Origin of the sequence: Streptomyces sp. NPDC048197 (assembly GCF_043202395.1) — a bacterium.
GTDB classification, from domain to species: Bacteria; Actinomycetota; Actinomycetes; order Streptomycetales; family Streptomycetaceae; genus Streptomyces; species Streptomyces siderophoricus.
Genome location: NZ_JBIDAJ010000001.1, coordinates 426,229 through 442,613, shown reverse-complemented (window position 1 = coordinate 442,613; position 16,385 = coordinate 426,229). Strand labels below are relative to the sequence as shown.

13 protein-coding genes are annotated in these 16,385 nt (G+C 72.1%); 9 read left to right on the top strand and 4 right to left on the bottom strand.

Annotation, left to right across the window (positions count from 1 at the left end; genetic code table 11):
• Window positions 1–61: 61 nt before the first annotated feature.
• The 4 genes from ACGF4C_RS01990 to ACGF4C_RS01975 all read left to right on the top strand — a co-directional run bounded on the left by ACGF4C_RS01990 (window position 62) and on the right by ACGF4C_RS01975 (window position 7,924).
• Complete coding sequence (locus ACGF4C_RS01990; RefSeq protein WP_393562495.1) at window positions 62–1,570, top strand: cytochrome ubiquinol oxidase subunit I; 1,509 nt, start codon at window positions 62–64, stop codon at window positions 1,568–1,570.
• A gap of 9 nt (window positions 1,571–1,579) precedes the next feature.
• Complete coding sequence (gene cydB, locus ACGF4C_RS01985) at window positions 1,580–2,581, top strand: cytochrome d ubiquinol oxidase subunit II (RefSeq protein WP_393562493.1); 1,002 nt, start codon at window positions 1,580–1,582, stop codon at window positions 2,579–2,581.
• 38 nt (window positions 2,582–2,619) lie between these two features.
• On the top strand, window positions 2,620–6,150 hold the full coding sequence (gene cydD / locus ACGF4C_RS01980; RefSeq protein ID WP_393562491.1) for a thiol reductant ABC exporter subunit CydD: 3,531 nt from the start codon (window positions 2,620–2,622) through the stop codon (window positions 6,148–6,150).
• A 94-nt stretch (window positions 6,151–6,244) separates the two neighbouring features.
• Window positions 6,245–7,924 carry a GAF domain-containing sensor histidine kinase gene (locus tag ACGF4C_RS01975; protein WP_393562835.1) on the top strand — a complete coding sequence of 560 codons (1,680 nt, stop codon included), beginning with the start codon at window positions 6,245–6,247 and terminating at the stop codon, window positions 7,922–7,924.
• A gap of 24 nt (window positions 7,925–7,948) precedes the next feature.
• Here the strand turns inward: ACGF4C_RS01975 and ACGF4C_RS01970 are convergent, their stop codons facing one another.
• Complete coding sequence (locus tag ACGF4C_RS01970) at window positions 7,949–8,917, bottom strand: Cof-type HAD-IIB family hydrolase (protein ID WP_030411979.1); 969 nt, start codon at window positions 8,915–8,917, stop codon at window positions 7,949–7,951.
• A 193-nt stretch (window positions 8,918–9,110) separates the two neighbouring features.
• On the opposite strand from ACGF4C_RS01970, the gene ACGF4C_RS01965 reads away from it, so the two are divergent.
• From ACGF4C_RS01965 to ACGF4C_RS01955, 3 genes are all read left to right on the top strand, one after another.
• On the top strand, window positions 9,111–10,010 hold the full coding sequence (locus ACGF4C_RS01965; RefSeq protein WP_393562489.1) for an LLM class flavin-dependent oxidoreductase: 900 nt from the start codon (window positions 9,111–9,113) through the stop codon (window positions 10,008–10,010).
• Between the two features lie 243 nt (window positions 10,011–10,253).
• Window positions 10,254–11,150, top strand: a complete 897-nt coding sequence (gene htpX, locus ACGF4C_RS01960) for a zinc metalloprotease HtpX (protein ID WP_393562487.1) — start codon at window positions 10,254–10,256, stop codon at window positions 11,148–11,150.
• A 73-nt stretch (window positions 11,151–11,223) separates the two neighbouring features.
• Window positions 11,224–11,787 (top strand): hypothetical protein, encoded by a 564-nt coding sequence (locus tag ACGF4C_RS01955; RefSeq protein ID WP_393562486.1) that lies wholly within the window; start codon window positions 11,224–11,226, stop codon window positions 11,785–11,787.
• Window positions 11,788–11,817: 30 nt separating this feature from the next.
• Here the strand turns inward: ACGF4C_RS01955 and ACGF4C_RS01950 are convergent, their stop codons facing one another.
• Window positions 11,818–12,360: an RNA 2'-phosphotransferase gene (locus ACGF4C_RS01950; RefSeq protein WP_393562484.1), complete on the bottom strand. Its 543-nt coding sequence runs from the start codon at window positions 12,358–12,360 to the stop codon at window positions 11,818–11,820.
• 42 nt (window positions 12,361–12,402) lie between these two features.
• A complete protein-coding gene (locus ACGF4C_RS01945) occupies window positions 12,403–13,035 on the bottom strand; it encodes a PadR family transcriptional regulator (RefSeq protein ID WP_393562482.1) in 633 nt (210 codons plus the stop codon).
• A 137-nt stretch (window positions 13,036–13,172) separates the two neighbouring features.
• Between ACGF4C_RS01945 and ACGF4C_RS01940 the strand changes: the two genes are divergently transcribed.
• Both ACGF4C_RS01940 and ACGF4C_RS01935 read left to right on the top strand, forming a co-directional pair.
• Window positions 13,173–13,763, top strand: coding sequence for a hypothetical protein (locus tag ACGF4C_RS01940; protein WP_393562480.1), 591 nt, complete (start codon window positions 13,173–13,175; stop codon window positions 13,761–13,763).
• The gene (locus ACGF4C_RS01935; RefSeq protein WP_393562478.1) at window positions 13,760–15,112 is read left to right on the top strand and encodes a carotenoid oxygenase family protein; all 1,353 of its coding nucleotides are present in this window, start codon (window positions 13,760–13,762) and stop codon (window positions 15,110–15,112) included. The genes ACGF4C_RS01940 and ACGF4C_RS01935 overlap by 4 nt, the downstream gene beginning before the upstream one ends.
• A gap of 115 nt (window positions 15,113–15,227) precedes the next feature.
• Here ACGF4C_RS01935 and ACGF4C_RS01930 read toward each other — a convergent pair whose 3' ends face one another.
• Window positions 15,228–16,361, bottom strand: coding sequence for a MerR family transcriptional regulator (locus tag ACGF4C_RS01930; RefSeq protein ID WP_393562476.1), 1,134 nt, complete (start codon window positions 16,359–16,361; stop codon window positions 15,228–15,230).
• Window positions 16,362–16,385 lie beyond the last annotated feature (24 nt).

The window sequence follows — 16,385 nt, the reverse complement described above, 5'->3', positions numbered from 1 at the left end:
CCGCTTTGTGTGACGCAAAAGGGACATTGCCGCTGGTGAGTGGCGAGGTAAGGAGCACGGCATGGAACTGGCCTTGGCGCCGGAGACTCTGGCGCGATGGCAATTCGGCATCACCACCGTCTACCACTTCCTCTTCGTCCCCCTGACGATCTCCCTCGCCGCTCTGGTGGCCGGACTCGAGACCGCATGGGTGCGCACGGGCAAGCAGCAGTACCTCAAGGCCACGAAGTTCTGGGGCAAGCTGTTTCTGATCAACATCGCGATGGGTGTCGTCACCGGCATCGTGCAGGAGTTCCAGTTCGGCATGAACTGGTCCGACTACTCGCGGTTCGTCGGTGACGTCTTCGGTGCCCCGCTGGCCTTCGAGGCGCTCATCGCGTTCTTCTTCGAGTCGACCTTCATCGGCCTGTGGATCTTCGGCTGGGACAAGCTGCCCAAGAAGATCCACTGCTTCTGCATATGGATGGTCTCCATAGGCACGATCCTGTCGGCGTACTTCATCCTGGCCGCGAACTCCTGGATGCAGCATCCGGTCGGCTACAAGTACAACGCCACCACCGGACGCGCCGAGCTCACCGACTTCTGGAAGGTGCTGACCCAGGACACCACCCTGGTCGTCGTCTTCCACACGCTGACCGCCGCCTTCCTGACGGGCGCCGCGTTCATGGTCGGCATCTCCGCCTTCCACCTGATGCGCAAGAAGCACATCAAGGTCATGCGGACCTCGCTGCGGCTCGGGCTGATCACCCTGGTCATCGCCGGCATCCTCACCGCGGTCAGCGGTGACACGCTCGGCAAGGTCATGTTCAAGCAGCAGCCGATGAAGATGGCCGCCGCCGAGGCGCTCTGGGACAAGGAGGCGCCGGCGCCGTTCTCGGTCTTCGCCTACGGGGACGTGGAGAAGGGCCACAACAAGGTGGCCATCGAGATACCCGGCCTGCTCTCGTTCCTGGCCCATGACGACTTCTCGTCGCCGGTCCCCGGCATCAACGACGTCAACAGGTCCGAGCAGCAGAAGTTCGGCCCCGGCGACTACCGGCCCAACATCCCCGTCGCCTACTGGGGCTTCCGCTGGATGATCGGCTTCGGCATGTCGTCGTTCGCCATCGGGCTCGCCGGGCTCTGGCTCACCCGCAAGAAGTTCTGGCTGTCGCCCGGACTGCGCACGGGCGACGAGGAACCACCGAAGCTCGCACTCACCAAGAACAAGGTGCTCGGCGCCCGCCTCAGCAAGTGGTACTGGTCGCTCGCCTTCGTCACCCTCGGCTTCCCGCTGATCGCGAACTCGTGGGGCTGGATCTTCACCGAGACGGGCCGGCAGCCCTGGGTCGTCTACGGCGTGCTGCGCACCTCCGACGCGGTCTCCCCCGGCGTCTCGCAGGGCGAGGTGCTCACCTCGATGATCGTCTTCACCACGCTCTACGCGATCCTCGCCGTGGTCGAGGTCAAGCTGCTGGTGAAGTACATCAAGGCCGGGCCCCCGGAGCTCACCGACGACGACCTCAACCCGCCCACCAAGATCGGCGGGGACAGCGCCGACGCCGACCGGCCGATGGCCTTCTCGTACTAGGAGGCGACCGTGCAACTCCACGACGTCTGGTTCGTTCTCATCGCCGTCCTGTGGGCCGGATACTTCTTCCTCGAAGGATTCGACTTCGGGATCGGCGTCCTCACCAAGCTCCTCGCCCGCGACCGCGGCGAGAAGCGGGTACTGATCAACACCATCGGCCCGGTCTGGGACGGCAACGAGGTCTGGCTGCTCAGCGCGGGCGGGGCGACCTTCGCCGCCTTCCCCGAGTGGTACGCGACCCTGTTCTCCGGCTTCTACCTGCCGCTGCTGCTCATCCTGGTCTGCCTGATCGTGCGCGGCGTGGCCTTCGAATACCGCGCCAAGCGGCCCGAGGAGCGCTGGCAGCGCAACTGGGAGCACGCGATCTTCTGGACCTCGCTGCTGCCCGCGGTGCTGTGGGGCGTGGCGTTCGGCAACATCGTGCACGGCGTGAAGATCGACGCACACAAGGAGTACGTCGGCGGACTGCTCGACCTGCTCAACCCGTACGCGATCCTGGGCGGCCTGGTCACGCTCACGCTGTTCACCTTCCACGGCGCGGTGTTCGCCTCGCTCAAGACGGTGGGGGACATCCGGGAGCGGGCGCGCAGGATGGCGGGTGTCGTCGGACTGATCGCCGCCGTGCTCGCGCTCGGCTTCCTGGGCTGGACCCAGGCGGACAAGGGCGACGGCAGCAGCCTGATCGCCATGATCGTCGCGGTGGTCGCGCTGGTCGCGGCGCTGGGGGCCAACAGGATCGGGCGCGAGGGATGGGCGTTCGCCTGCTCCGGGATCACCATCGCGGCGGCGGTCGCCATGCTGTTCCTGACGCTCTTCCCGAACGTCATGCCGTCCACGCTGAACGAGAGCTGGAGCCTCACGGTCAGCAACGCCTCGTCCAGCCCCTACACCCTGAAGATCATGACCTGGTGTGCGGGGATCGCCGCGCCCCTCGTGATGCTCTACCAGGGCTGGACCTACTGGGTGTTCCGTAAGCGCATCGGCACCCAGCACATCGCCGAATCCCACTAGCCGATACGCCGCCCCTCGGGGCGGCCCGGCAGGATGGAATGTTTCACGTGAAACCCGTCGACCCGCGCCTGCTCCGTTACGCCCACGCCACCCGCGGCTTCCTCATCGCGGTGGTGGTCCTCGGGCTGGCCGGAGCGGGCCTGGTCGTCGGCCAGGCGATGCTGATCGCCGAGATCGTGGTCGGTGCCTTCCGGCACGGCCTCGGTCCCGGCGGTCTGGCCACTCCTCTTGCACTGCTCGCGGCCGTTTCGGTGGGGCGCGGACTGGTCTCCTGGCTCACCGAGTTGGCCGCGCACCGCGCCGGCGCGGCGGTCAAGTCCGAGCTGCGGATGCGGCTGGTCGAGCGGGCGGCGCGACAGCGTCCGGAGCGGGCAACCGGTGAGCTGACCACGCTCGCCACCCGCGGCATCGACGCCCTCGACGACTACTTCTCCCGCTATCTGCCGCAGCTGGGGCTGGCGGTCGTCGTCCCGGTCGCGGTCCTGGCCCGGATCGTCACCGGCGACTGGATCTCCGCGCTGACGATCGTCCTCACCCTGCCGCTGATCCCGCTGTTCATGGTCCTCATCGGCTGGGCCACCCAGTCGCGGATGGACCGCCAGTGGCGGCTGCTGGCCCGGCTGTCCGGGCACTTCCTCGACGTCGTCGAAGGCCTGCCCACCCTCAAGGTCTTCGGCCGGGCCAAGGCCCAGGCCGCCGCGATCCGCACCATCACCGGCGAGTACCGGCGCGCGACGCTGCGCACCCTGCGGATCGCCTTCCTCTCCTCGTTCGCCCTGGAACTGCTCGCCACGATCTCCGTCGCCCTGGTCGCGGTCGGTATCGGCATGCGGCTGGTGAACGGCGAACTCGATCTGTACACCGGGCTGATGGTGCTGGTGCTCGCGCCCGAGGCGTATCTGCCGCTGCGGCAGGTGGGGGCGCAGTACCACGCGGCGGCCGAGGGGCTCGCCGCGGCGGAGGAGATCTTCGCCGTGCTGGAGGCGCCGCTGCCCACGCCCGGCACCGCGCCGGCGCCCGAGGGCACCGCGCTGACCGTCGAGAACCTCGTGGTCCGCCACCCGGGACGGACCGCGGACTCGCTGCCCGCGACCTCGTTCGAGGTCCGCCCCGGCGAGACCGTCGCCCTGGTCGGCCCCTCGGGCGCGGGCAAGTCCACACTGCTCGGCGTGCTCCTCGGCCTCACCGCGCCGACCGGTGGCCGGGCCCTGGTCGACGGCCGCGACATCGCCGAGCTCTCCCCCGACAGCTGGCGGCAGCGGATCGCCTGGGTGCCCCAGCGTCCGCAGCTGTTCGCCGGGACCGTCGCCGAGAACGTCCGGCTGGCGCGGCCGGACGCGGACGACGCGGCCGTGCGCACCGCGCTCGCGGACGCCGGTGCGCTGGACTTCGTCGAGGCGCTCCCCGACGGCCTGGCGACCCGGCTCGGCGAATCCGGTGCCGGGCTCTCCGCCGGCCAGCGGCAGCGGCTGGCGCTGGCCCGGGCCTTCCTCGCCGACCGCCCGATCCTGCTGCTGGACGAGCCGACCGCGAGTCTGGACGGCGGGACCGAGGAGGCGATCGTCGCCGCGGTCGGCCGGCTCGCCGCGGGCCGGACCGTACTGCTCGTCGTCCACCGCCCGGCACTGCTGGCGGTGGCCGACCGGGTGGTGCGGCTGCCGGGCGCCGACACCCCTTCCGACGTGCGGGAACCGGCGGTGGACGCGGGCGTACGGGCCGGCCGGGGCGCGGTCCCGGACGCCCCCACCGCCGATCCGACCTCCGATCCGCTCGACCTCGCCCCCACCCGGGCCTCGGCCCCGGCCCGCCTGCGGCGGATGGCGCGGGCCCGGCGGGCGCGGTTCGCGCTGGCGCTGCTGCTCGGCAGCCTCGCACTGGGCAGCGCGGTGGGCCTGATGGCCACGTCCGGCTGGCTGATCTCGCGGGCCGCGCAGCAGCCGCCGGTGCTCTACCTGATGGTGGCGGTGACCGCGACCAGGGCGTTCGGCATCGGGCGCGCGGTCTTCCGGTACGCCGAGCGGCTGGTCTCCCACGACGCGGTCTTCCGCATGCTCGCGGACGTCCGGGTCGCCGTCTTCCGGCGGCTGGAGCGGCTGGCGCCGGCCGGGCTCGCCGGGCGCCGGCGCGGCGACCTGCTGTCGCGGCTGGTCGCGGACGTCGATGCGGTGCAGGACCACTTCCTGCGCTGGCTGCTGCCCGCCGGGGCGGCGGCGCTGGTCGGCGCGGGCGCGGTCGGCTTCACCGGCTGGCTGCTGCCCGAGGCCGGCGCGATCCTGGCCGCCGGGCTGCTGCTCGCGGGAGCCGGGGTGCCGCTGCTCTCGGCCGCGCTGGCCCGGCGGGCGGAGCGGCAGCTGGCCCCGGCCCGTGGCCGGCTCGCCACCCGGGTCGTCGATCTGCTGACCGGGACCGCCGAGTTGACGGTGGCCGGCGCGCTGCCGGCCCGTACGGAAGCGGTGCGGCGGGCGGACCGTGAGCTGACCCGGATCGCGTCCCGGTCGGCGACCGTGGCGGGCACCGGCGCCGGGCTCTCGGCGCTGCTGTGCGGGCTGACCGTCGTCGCCGCCGCGCTCGTCGGCGTCCAGGCGGTGCACGCCGGGCGGCTGGACGGGGTGGCGCTGGCCGTCGTCGTGCTCACCCCGCTCGCCGCGTTCGAGGCGGTGACGGGGCTGCCGCTGGCCGTGCAGTACCGGCAGCGGACCCGGCGCGCGGCCGAGCGGGTCTTCGAGGTGCTGGACGCGCCCGCACCGGTGCGCGAACCGGCCGCCCCCGCGACGGCCCCCGGGACGCCGTTCCCGCTGGTCGTGCGCGGTCTGACCGCCCGCCACGCCGGGCAGGACCGGCCCGCCCTGGACGGGGTGGACCTCACGCTGGCGGCCGGCCGCCGGATCGCCGTGGTCGGCCCGTCCGGGTCCGGCAAGACCACTCTGGCGCAGGTGCTGCTGCGCTTCCTGGACCGGGAGGCGGGCACGTACACGCTGGACGGAACGGACGCCCAGGCGCTGGCCGGTGACGCGGTCCGGCGGCTGGTCGGGCTGTGCGCGCAGGACGCGCACCTCTTCGACAGCTCGCTGCGGGAGAACCTCCGGCTGGCGCTGCGGGACCGGAGCACCGGTCCGGGCGAGGACGGGGACCGGGTGCTGTGGGACGCGCTCGACCGGGCCCGGCTCGCCGACTGGGTGCGCGGGCTGCCCGACGGCCTGGACACCATGGTCGGCGAGCACGGTGCCCGGCTCTCCGGCGGCCAGCGACAGCGGCTGGCGCTGGCCCGTGCGCTGCTCGCGGACTTCCCGGTGCTCGTCCTGGACGAGCCGGCCGAGCACCTCGACCTGGCCACCGCGGACGCGCTGACCGCCGATCTGCTGGCCGCGACCGAGGGCCGGACGACGCTGCTGATCACTCATCGCCTCACCGGGCTCGACGCCGTCGACGAGGTGCTGGTGCTGGACGGCGGACGGGTCGTGCAGCGTGGCGGCCCGGCGGAGCTGGCCGCGGCCGACGGCCCGTTCCGGCGGATGCTGGAGCGCGAACGGGCGGTGGACGCGGCCTACGGCATGGCACCGACGCTCTGACGGCTTTGCAGGTGAATAGCCTCTTATGGGGCGTCTCATTAGGCTCAAGGGCATGGATCGCGCCGGCCGCACGGACCCGCCCAGCCCCGACCCCATGCACGCCGCCACCGAGGCCACCCGCAGCCTGCAGGGCCTGTCCTCCGAGCTGACCGCCCGGGTACCGCAGCTCATGGAGGCGATGCGCACGGTCGGCGCGGGGCTCGATCTGCACATCACGCTCGACCGGATCGTGCAGACCGCGGCCGAACTCGCCGACGCGCGCTACGCCGCCATCGGGATCATCGACGACGCCCGCGAGGGGCTCTCGGACTTCGTGACGTACGGCGTCGGCGCACAGGAGCACGAGCGGATCGGCGCGCTCCCGGACGGCCACAAGGGGCTGCTCGGCGCGCTCGTCCACGACCCCGGACCGCTGCGCCTCGCCGACCTCACCCAGGACCCGCGCGCGGCCGGTTTTCCCCCGGAGCACCCGCCGATGCGCACCTTCCTGGGGGTGCCGATCCGCGTCCAGGGCGAGATCTTCGGCAACCTCTACCTGACCGAGAAGCGCGGCGGCGGCGAGTTCAGCGAGGAGGACCTGCACATGGTCCGGGTGCTCGCCACGGAGGCGGGCATCGCGATCGGCAACGCCCGGATGTACGCGGCGACCCGCCAGCGGGAACGGTGGATCGACGGTTCGGTGGCGGTGACGACCGAGCTCCTTGCGGGCAGCGACGTCGACGACGCGCTCGCCGTGGTTGCCGAGCAGGCCAGAAAGCTGGCGGATTCGGCGGCGGGCATCGTGCTGCTGCCCGACGACGAGGGCGGGCTGGAGATCGTCGCCGTATCGGCCGACGACCCCACCGGCATCCTGGGGACGCACATCCCGCCCGACAGCCCGGTTGCCCGCCAACTCCTCGACGGCGAGCCGGTGTTCGTCGACGACTCGGCCAGCGACCCCCGGATGGTCACCGACATCGCGGCCCGCTTCGGGCCCAGCATGCTGCTGCCGCTCAAGAGCGGCGGCCGGGTCCTGGGCACCCTCGCCACCCCGCGGTCCCGGGGCGCCCGGCCGTTCTCCGCCGCCGAGCGGACGCTGGCCACCCAGTTCGCTGCGCAGGCCGCGCTGGCACTGGTACTGGCCGACGCCCAGCGCGACCGGGAGCGGCTGGCGGTCTACGAGGACCGCGACCGGATCGCCCGTGACCTGCACGACCTCGTCATCCAGCGGCTCTTCGCGACCGGCATGATGCTGGAGGGCGCCCAGCGCAGGTCCGTCGTCCCGGAGGTGGCGGCGGGCATCGGCAAGGCCGTCGACGAACTGGACGTCACCATCCAGGAGATCCGGACCGCGATCTTCGCGCTCCAGCAGGGCCCGGTGGAGGCGCCGTCGGGCCTGCGCACCCGGGTGCTGCGCGAGATCGGCACCGCCGCCGTACCGCTCGGCTTCCAGCCGTCGGCCCACTTCGTCGGCCCGGTCGACTCCCGGATCGGCGAGCTGACCGGCAAGAACCTGATCGCCGCGCTGCGCGAGGCGCTGTCCAACGCCTTCCGGCACGCCCACGCCTCCCGGATCGACGTCGTCGTCGATGCGACGGTCCGGCTGCCGGACGGCACCGAAGGGGTCCGGCTGACCGTCGCCGACGACGGCATCGGCATACCGCCCGGCGGCCGCCGCAGCGGTCTGAAGAACCTCACCAAGCGCGCGGAGTCGCTGGGCGGCTCCAGCACGTACGGGCCCGGGGTGGGCGAGGACGGCGCGGGCACGACGGTGGTCTGGGAGGCGCCGCTGTGAGCCGCCGCGCCGATCGGCCGCCGCTCAGGGGCGCGCGGCACCCCGCTCGGCGCACCGCCGCAGAATCTGCTCGATGACCAGCGCGACGCCGTCCTCGTTGTTGGACGCGGTCCGGCCCGTGGTGGCGGCCAGCACCTCCGGATGGGCATTGGCCATGGCGTACGAGGTGCCGGCCCAGCTCAGCATCTCGATGTCGTTCGGCATGTCCCCGAAGGCGACGACCTCCTCCCGGGAGATCCCGCGTTCGGTACAGCAGTGGGCCAGGGTGCCGGCCTTGCTGACGCCCGGGCCGCTGATCTCCAGGAGGGCGGTGGGGCTGGAGCGGGTGAACGAGGCCAGATCGCCCGCGGCCGACCGGGCCAGCGCGAGGAAGGTGTCCGGTTCCAGGTCGGGGTGGTGCGCGAGCAGCTTGATGACCGGCTGGTCGGGGAAGGCGGGCGGCTCCGCGCCGGCCGCCGGGCCGTCGGGGCCCAGCGGCGCCACGAAATCGTCCGCCAGCAGCTTCTCGACCGGTGCCACGACCGCGGCCGGGTCCAGCAGGAGCGGCGGGTACTGCGGTTCGTAATGGATGCCGCTGGTGCGCTCGACGGCGAACGAGGTGCCGGGCGCGGCGCTGCGCAGCGCGTCCACGACCTCCCGCGCGAGCGCCTGGTCCAGCGGGCTGACCTCGACGATCCGGCCGCCGCGGTGCAGATCGACGACGGCCGCGCCGTTGGCGCAGATCGCCAGGCCGTGGCCGTGCACATGGTCGCTGACCACGTCCATCCAGCGGGCCGGGCGTCCGGTGACGAAGAACACCTCGATGCCGGCCCGCTCGGCGGCGGCGAGCGCGGCGATGGTCCGCTCGGACACCGTCTTGTCGTCGTGCAGCAGGGTGCCGTCGAGGTCGGTGGCGATCAGCCGGGGCACGACGGCCGGTTCGGGCAGCACGGCCGGTCCGGGGGCAACGGCCGGTTCGGGCGCCCGGGGTGGCGTGGCGGAGGCATCAGTCACGGGCCCATCTTCCCGCACCAGTGCGCACAGGAGTGCGGTGGGTCGCGCGGATGAGCCGGTGAGGGGACCGGGCGGCGGACGGGATGCGAGGCCGCTTACCGGCCAGGGTGCTGTCCGGACCCACGACGGCCGACTCCGTGCGGTGGCCGGAGGCGATCGTGGGGAACACCCGGACGGCCGTACGCTCGAAGGCATGCGACTGAGCACCGTGATACTTCCCGTCCGCCGCTGGTCCGAAGGTGGGCGGGAGGTGTGGCAGCGCGCCGAGGAGCTGGGCTTCCACGCCGCCTACACCTACGACCACCTGTCCTGGCGGAGCTTCCGCGACCAGACCTGGTTCGGGGCCCTGCCGACCCTGACCGCCGCCGCGGCCGCGACCTCCCGGCTGCGCCTGGGCACCCTTGTGACCTCACCGAACTTCCGGCATCCGGTCACCCTCGCCAAGGAACTGATCTCCCTCGACGACCTCAGCGGCGGCCGGTTCACCCTGGGCATCGGCGCCGGCGGCAACGGCTTCGACGCCACCGCCCTCGGCCAGGAGCCCTGGTCGCCGCGGGAGCGGGCGGACCGCTTCGGCGAGTTCGTGCCGCTGCTCGACCGGCTGCTGACCGAGGACGTGGTCTCGTACGAGGGCGAGCACTACTCCGCGCACGAGGTCCGCAACATCCCCGGCTGTGTGCAGCGGCCGCGGCTGCCGTTCGCGGTGGCCGCCACCGGGCCGCGCGGCCTGAAGCTCGCGGCCAAGTACGGCCAGGCGTGGGTGACGACGGGTGACCCCAAGGTCTCCAACGGCGGCGGTAGCTCGGCCGACTCCCTGGAGGCGGTGCGCGGGCAGTGCGAACGGCTCGGCAAGGCCTGTGCCGAAATCGGCCGCGATGCCGGCGAGCTGGAGAAGATCATGCTCTCCGGCTTCACCCCGGACCGGCCGCTGGACTCCGTCGACGCGTTCGTGGATTTCGCCGGGAACCACGCCGCGCTGGGCTTCGACGAGCTGGTCGTCCACTGGCCGATCGCCGATTCGCTCTTCGCGGCGGACCTGGACGTCTTCGAGCGGATTGCCACGGACGGGCTGGCGCAGCTCGGCTCCGAGTAGGGGCGGGGGCCGGGCTGCGGCTGGTTTCACGTGAAACACGCCGCCCGGCTCTCACGTGAAACCCGCCGCCCGGCCCGCCCTGACGAGCCCGGTCGTTCGCTCACCTCCGCTTTACCCCGTATATAGCCCGGAAGAGGGAGAATCGGGACAGCGGCGCAGTGTGGCGGCCGTGGCGCGCCGGGCGGGACCGGCGATGCGAGCGGGCCGGCGCACTGCGCGAAGTGCGGTGTTCGTGGAGGAGCCATGGCACAGACCCGATTCGCCCCGGACCGCGGGCTGACCTCGCGGATGGTCACGACGATGTTCTTCATCGGGCTGCTGTACGTCGTGGTCGTCGGCGTGCTGGTGGTCCTGCTGAAGGGCGCCTGGGTGGTGGTGCTGCTGATCGCGGGAGCCCTGTTCGTCGCGCAGTTCTGGTTCAGCGACCGGATCGCGGCCTTCAGCATGGGCGCGCACGAGGTCACGCCGGAGCAGGCGCCCGTGCTGCACGGCGCCGTGGACCGGCTGTGTGCCCTGGCCGACATGCCCAAGCCGCGGGTCGCGATCGCCGAGTCGGACGTGCCGAACGCCTTCGCCACCGGCCGCAACCAGAAGAACTCGATGGTGTGCGCCACCACGGGCCTGCTTCGACGGCTGGAGCCGGAGGAGCTGGAGGGCGTGCTGGCCCACGAGCTCTCGCATGTCGCGCACCGCGATGTCGCGGTGATGACCATCGCGTCGTTCCTCGGCGTCCTGGCGGGGATCATCACCCGGGCCGCCCTGTGGAGCGGCGTCGGGCGCAACAACCGGGACCAGAACGCGGCCATCGCCGTGCTGATCGTCACCGCCGTCAGCGCGGTCGTCTACGCGATCAGCTTCCTGCTGACCCGGCTGCTGTCCCGTTACCGCGAACTGGCCGCCGACCGCGCCGCCGCGCTGCTGACCGGCCGCCCCTCGGCACTGGCCGCCGCACTGACCAAGGTCACCGGGCAGATCGCCCGGATCCCGACCGAAGACCTGCGCAAGGCCCAGCCGTACAACGCCTTCTTCTTCGCGCCGGCGTTCAACAAGGAGAGCTTCCACCGGATGCTGTCCTCCCACCCGACGCTGGAACAGCGCCTGGACCAGCTGGGCCGGATCGCGGCGCAGCTCGGGGCGTGAGGCGGCCGTGACGATCACCGGCCCGGCCTGACGGTGCGGGCCGGCCCCTCCAGGAGCAAGGAGTACCCCGCACATGGGATTTCTGGACGCTCTCCTCGGCCGCAGCAAGCCGGTACGCCCCGATCTGGACCAGCTCTTCGCGCTGCCGTCCGCCGCCGTCACCCTCGAAGCCGCGGCCGGATTCACGCCCACCGGCCTCGGGTCGGTGTGCTTCGCCAGTGTGGAGGGCGGTGCGTTCTCCCGTATCCAGGAGGAGGCCCGATCTCTGCTGGACGGGCCGGTGGAGTTCCACCAGGACGCGTACGGCTACACCTGGCTGCTCGTACGGCATTCGCCGGAGGACGTGGCGGGCCTGGTCAACGACCTGCACGCGGTCAACACGTCTCTGGAGGAGGCGGGTTTTGGGCCGCAACTACTGTGCTCGCTGCTCGGCTTCCGTGACGACCGGCAGCGGTCGCTCGCGCTGGTCTACCTCTACAAGAGGGGCACGTTCTACCCCTTCGCGCCGAAGCCGGGTGGCGGGGAGAAGCGCGAGAATCCGCTCGAACTGCAGGTCAGGGCGCTGCTCGGGGATGATCTGACGGTCGAGAAGGACCTGGCGCGGTGGTTCCCCGTGTGGGGTGCGCCGGGGCTGTGATCCCTCGGGTGAACGGCTGGGCGGTACGGCTCACCCGGGGAAGCGGAGGAAGGGGGCGGGCACCCGGTCGGTGAGCCAGACGCCGTTCGCGCTGACCTGGAAGACGTGCCCGGCCCGGTGCATCGCCGCGGCGTCCACGACCAGAACCACCGGTTTGCCGCGCCGGGCGCCCACCCGGGTCGCGGTGTCCCGGTCCGGCGAGAGATGGACCGCGTGCCGCCCCATCGGCAGGAGCCCCTCCTCACGGATGGCGGCCACATGGCGCGCCACCGTGCCGTGGAAGAGGTGTGCGGGAGGTTCGGCCGGCGGCAGTCCGAGGTCCACCCCTAGGGAATGGCCCTGGTTGGCGCGTATGCGGCCGTCCTCGATGGTGAAGCGCTGTTTGTCGTTGCCGGCCACCACGGCCGCCAACTCGTCCCGCGAGAACCGGAATCCGTGGGCCGCGGCCGCCGCCATCAGGTCATCGACGGGCACCCACCCCTGGGCGTCGAGGGTGAGGCCGATCCGCTCCGGTGCATGGCGCAAATGCTTCGACAGGTACTTCGAGAGACGCACGGAGCGCTGGGTGTTCATGCCTCCAGGGTGCCGCGCCGGGCGCCTCGGAGGCATCCGTATTCACGTCCCGTCGGTCTCGTCCCCCTTCGGGCCCTCGGCGTTTTCTCCGTGTGCTTCGTGGCTTCGTCCGTGTCCTTCGTGCTGGGCGTGCGCGAGCTCGCTGGCCCGCCGTGCCTTGGCGGTGGTCACCTGCTCGGCCGCCCAGCGGGCCCATTCCTCCTGGGCCGCCGACATCCGCAGGCCGTACTCCAGGGCGATCCGTCCGTAGACCGAAATCATCTCGTCGTCCCACTGGGCGTTCTCGTCGACCTGCTCGCACATCGCGCGGGTGCGCGCGGCGAGTTCGGCCTGGTGGAGGAGGAAGGCCTGAGCTTCGAGCGGCGTGACGATGCCGAGGAAGAAGACGCGCAGCAGGCCGTCATCGCGCTGCGGGCCGCTCGGCTCGACCTGGGTGAGCCAGTGGCGCAGCTCCGTCAGGCCCTCGTCGGTGATCGCGTATTCCTTGCGGCCGCGGGGGCCGTGGGCGGTGACCTCGACCATGCCTGCGGTGGTGAGCTTGCCGAGCTCGCCGTACACCTGGCTCTGTGTGGCGGGCCAGACCATCGAGAGCGTGGCGTTGAACAGCTTCATCAGGTCGTAGCCGCTTGCCGGGGCTTCGGACAGCAGGCCCAGCACGGCATGTCTCAGGCTCATGACCGGCACATTACCTTCCACTGTTGACATGTCAAAGGGAGACCTTCTACATTCGACATGTCGAAGTTGGAATGTGCGGCGGGGATGCGGACGGCGAAGAGCGCCGGTCGTGCGGCCGCGGACCAAGAGGGGGAGACATGAACTATCTGCGGGGCTTCGTGCCGTGGCTGGTCTTCGCGGGAGTGTCCACGATCGGCTGGCAGTGGGGTGCGCTCGCCGGTCTGCTGTCGGCCGTCGCGCTGCTCGTCGCCGACCGGGCGGCGGGCCTTGCACTGGACCACCGCGTGCTGGAGTACGGCACGATCGTCTTCTTCGCCGCCCTGTCCGCGCTGGCCTTCGCCCGCCCCGACAGCGGCCTCCGGTTGTACGGCAGCGCGCTCTCGATGGGCTGGCTGGCGCTCATCGCCTGGGTGTCGATAGCGGTCCGGCGGCCCTTCACGATGGGCATCGCACGCCGGATGGCTCCGCCGGAGGTCTGGCACACCCCGCTGTTCCGCCGTATCAACGTCGTGCTCACGGCCGCCTGGGCGCTCTCCTTCACCCTCACCGCGGCCGCCCAGGCCCTGGTCTCCGCCTACGAGCTGGACACGGTCTACTCGGTCCTCATCCAGGTCGCCGGCTTCGTCCTCCCCGTCCGCTTCACCTCCAGCTACCCCGACCGGGCCCGGGCCCGCTTCGAGCAGCAGGCCGCCGCGCAGGCCGGCATCCAGGAAGGTCTGGCGTCATGACCACCACCTCCCCGACCACCCCGTCCGCCTCCGCCGCCCCCGCTCCGCACCTGGCCGGCAACTTCGCCCCGGTCGCCGAGGAGTTGACCGCCTACGACCTCCCGGTCACCGGGACCCTGCCGCCCGAGCTCAGCGGCTGGTTCCTGCGCAACGGCCCCAACCCGCGGGACGCCGCCACACCGCACTGGTTCTTCGGTGACGGCATGGTCCACGGGCTCCGCCTGGAGGGCGGCCGGGCCGTCTCCTACCGCAACCGCTGGGTCCGTACCTCGACCTTCACCGACGGAGTGCCGCCCCGCGATGCCCAGGGCCGCCGCAATCTGTCGGCGGGCGTGGCCAACACCCATGTCGTCCGGCACGCCGGCCGTACCCTCGCGCTCGTCGAGTCGTCGTTCCCGTACGAAATCGACTGCCGCCCCGGCCACGAGCTGGAGACCCTGGGTGTCCATGACTTCGGCGGACGGCTCACCACCGCGATGACCGCGCACCCCAAGACCTGCCCGACCACCGGCGAGCTGCACTTCTTCGGATACGGCGGGGCCAGGCCGCCCTATCTGACCTACCACCGGGCCGATGCGGACGGGGAGTTGGTGATCAGCCGCCCCATCGACGTCACGGCGCACACGATGATGCACGACTTCCATCTCACCGAGCGCCATGTCATCTTCATGGACCTCCCGATGGTCTTCGACGCCCACCGCCGCCCCGGAATGCCCTACCGCTGGGACCCGGAGTACGGCGCACGGCTGGGCGTGCTGCGCCGGGACGACCCGTACGGCGAGGTCCGCTGGCTGCCCATCGACCCCTGCTACGTCTTCCATGCGCTGAACGCCCATGACGACGGCGACCAGCGGATCGTCCTCCATGTCTCCCGCTATCCCGACTTCACCGGCAGAAAGCCGTCCTGCCTGTGGCGCTGGACGATCGACCTGACCTCCGGCACGGTCGCCGAGGAGCAGCTCGACGACCAGTACTGCGAGTTCCCGCGGGTGGACGACCGCCTCGTGGGGCAGCGGGCCCGCTTCGGCCACGCCACCGTCGCCGAGGCCCCGGGGACGGGTCACATACCCGGCGCCCTGCTCCGCTACGACCTGGAGACCGGAGCGGTGGTCCGCCATGACTTCGGTCCGGGCCGCACCCCGGGCGAGGCGGTCTTCGCCCCGGCGGACGACCGTCCGGGCGGACCGGGCTGGCTGCTGACCTACGTCTACGACGCGACCACCGACACCAGCGATCTGGTTGTCCTCGACGCCGAGGACATATCCGCCGCCCCGGTGGCCACGGTCCATCTGCCGCAGCGGGTGCCGTACGGCTTCCACGGCAACTGGCTGCCGGACCCCGCACGTTGAGCCGACGAGGCGCCGAGATGTCCCGCCAGGTTGTGCATCCGGGGCGGAATAACCGCGATCGCACGCTTCTTGAGAACTGAAGAGCGCGAAGTGGCACGCCTGTCGGGCTGCCGGCTCAGGTGCCGGGCGGGGACTCGGTGCGCGGGTCGGCGTCCGTGGCGCCCTCGGGCGGGGCATGGGGGCCGTTCGGGACCAAGGCGTCCATGGTGCGGGCCTGCACCTCGCGCCGGGCGGCGGCCGCGATGAACGCCGCGGTGTGCTCGGGGCCCACCAGGGCCCGTACGGCCGCCACGGCGTCGGCGGGCAGCGCCACCGCCTCGGCGTCGGCCCCGAAGCAGGCCGAGGTGGCCGGCTGCGGCCCAGGGCCCGCCGGGGCCTCAGGGGCGGGGCCGGGAGCAGGGTTCGGGTCGGTCGCGGTACGGGGGTCCGTGACCGGCCCGGAGCCTGCCGGTGGGGCGGTGGCCCTCGGCCCGTGGAGCTCCGCGGGCAGCGCCTCGTTGAGGTGCCGGCGGAGGTAGCGGGTGGCCAGGGTCCGCATGGCGCGGGCGAGTTCGGCATCGACGGTCTGCTGGGCCAGTGGCCGCAGCCGGCGGACGAGGGCAGCAGCCTCGGCCGCCTCGGCGTCGGTGGGCGGATGGTCCAGGAACTGTCGGAAGAGGTGCTCGGTGGTGAAGTCCAGGAAGCGCGAGGCGATGTGTTCGACCTGGCCGCGCAGTTCACGGAGATGGGCGGAGATCGCCGGCAGGGGGACACCCGCGGAGTGCAGCTCGGCGGCGACGGCGAGCTCCTGCGGGCTGGGCACGAGGAACTCGTCGTCCCGCCCCGGAAGCCGTTCCAGGACACCCAGCTCGACGGCCTCGGCGACCGCCGCCTCGTCGGAGGCGCCCCCGAAGGCCGCGTCCAGGTCGGTGCGGCTGATCCGGGACGCCTGCTCGTCGGTCCACGGCCCGTCGATCTCGGCGACCAGCCCCAGCACCCCGCCGAGGTCGAGACCGGCGTCCCAGGCCTGGAGGAGCTCCTTGATGCTGGCGAGGGTGTAGCCGCGGTCCAGCAGATCGGCGATCTGGCGCAGCCGGGCCAGATGGGCCGTGCCGTAGACGTTGGCGCGGCCGCGGCGTTCCGGGCGGGGGAGCAGCCCGCGGTCCTGATAGGCGCGGATCGTCCGGACCGTGGCACCGCTGAGGTGGGCCAGGTCGTCGATGCGGTACTCGGCCGGACGGGCTGCGGCCGCCGGCGGTTGCTCGGTCACTGCGGTGCTCCTCCTCCGTCGGCC

Coding starts and splice junctions, on each gene's coding strand:
- ACGF4C_RS01990 (WP_393562495.1), top strand. CDS start 62: ATGGAACTGGCCTTGGCGCCGGAGACTCTGGCGCGATGGCAATTCGGC.
- cydD (WP_393562491.1), top strand. CDS start 2,620: ATGTTTCACGTGAAACCCGTCGACCCGCGCCTGCTCCGTTACGCCCAC.
- ACGF4C_RS01975 (WP_393562835.1), top strand. CDS start 6,245: ATGCACGCCGCCACCGAGGCCACCCGCAGCCTGCAGGGCCTGTCCTCC.
- ACGF4C_RS01965 (WP_393562489.1), top strand. CDS start 9,111: ATGCGACTGAGCACCGTGATACTTCCCGTCCGCCGCTGGTCCGAAGGT.
- htpX (WP_393562487.1), top strand. CDS start 10,254: ATGGCACAGACCCGATTCGCCCCGGACCGCGGGCTGACCTCGCGGATG.
- ACGF4C_RS01955 (WP_393562486.1), top strand. CDS start 11,224: ATGGGATTTCTGGACGCTCTCCTCGGCCGCAGCAAGCCGGTACGCCCC.
- ACGF4C_RS01950 (WP_393562484.1), bottom strand. CDS start 12,360: ATGAACACCCAGCGCTCCGTGCGTCTCTCGAAGTACCTGTCGAAGCAT.
- ACGF4C_RS01945 (WP_393562482.1), bottom strand. CDS start 13,035: ATGAGCCTGAGACATGCCGTGCTGGGCCTGCTGTCCGAAGCCCCGGCA.
- ACGF4C_RS01940 (WP_393562480.1), top strand. CDS start 13,173: ATGAACTATCTGCGGGGCTTCGTGCCGTGGCTGGTCTTCGCGGGAGTG.
- ACGF4C_RS01935 (WP_393562478.1), top strand. CDS start 13,760: ATGACCACCACCTCCCCGACCACCCCGTCCGCCTCCGCCGCCCCCGCT.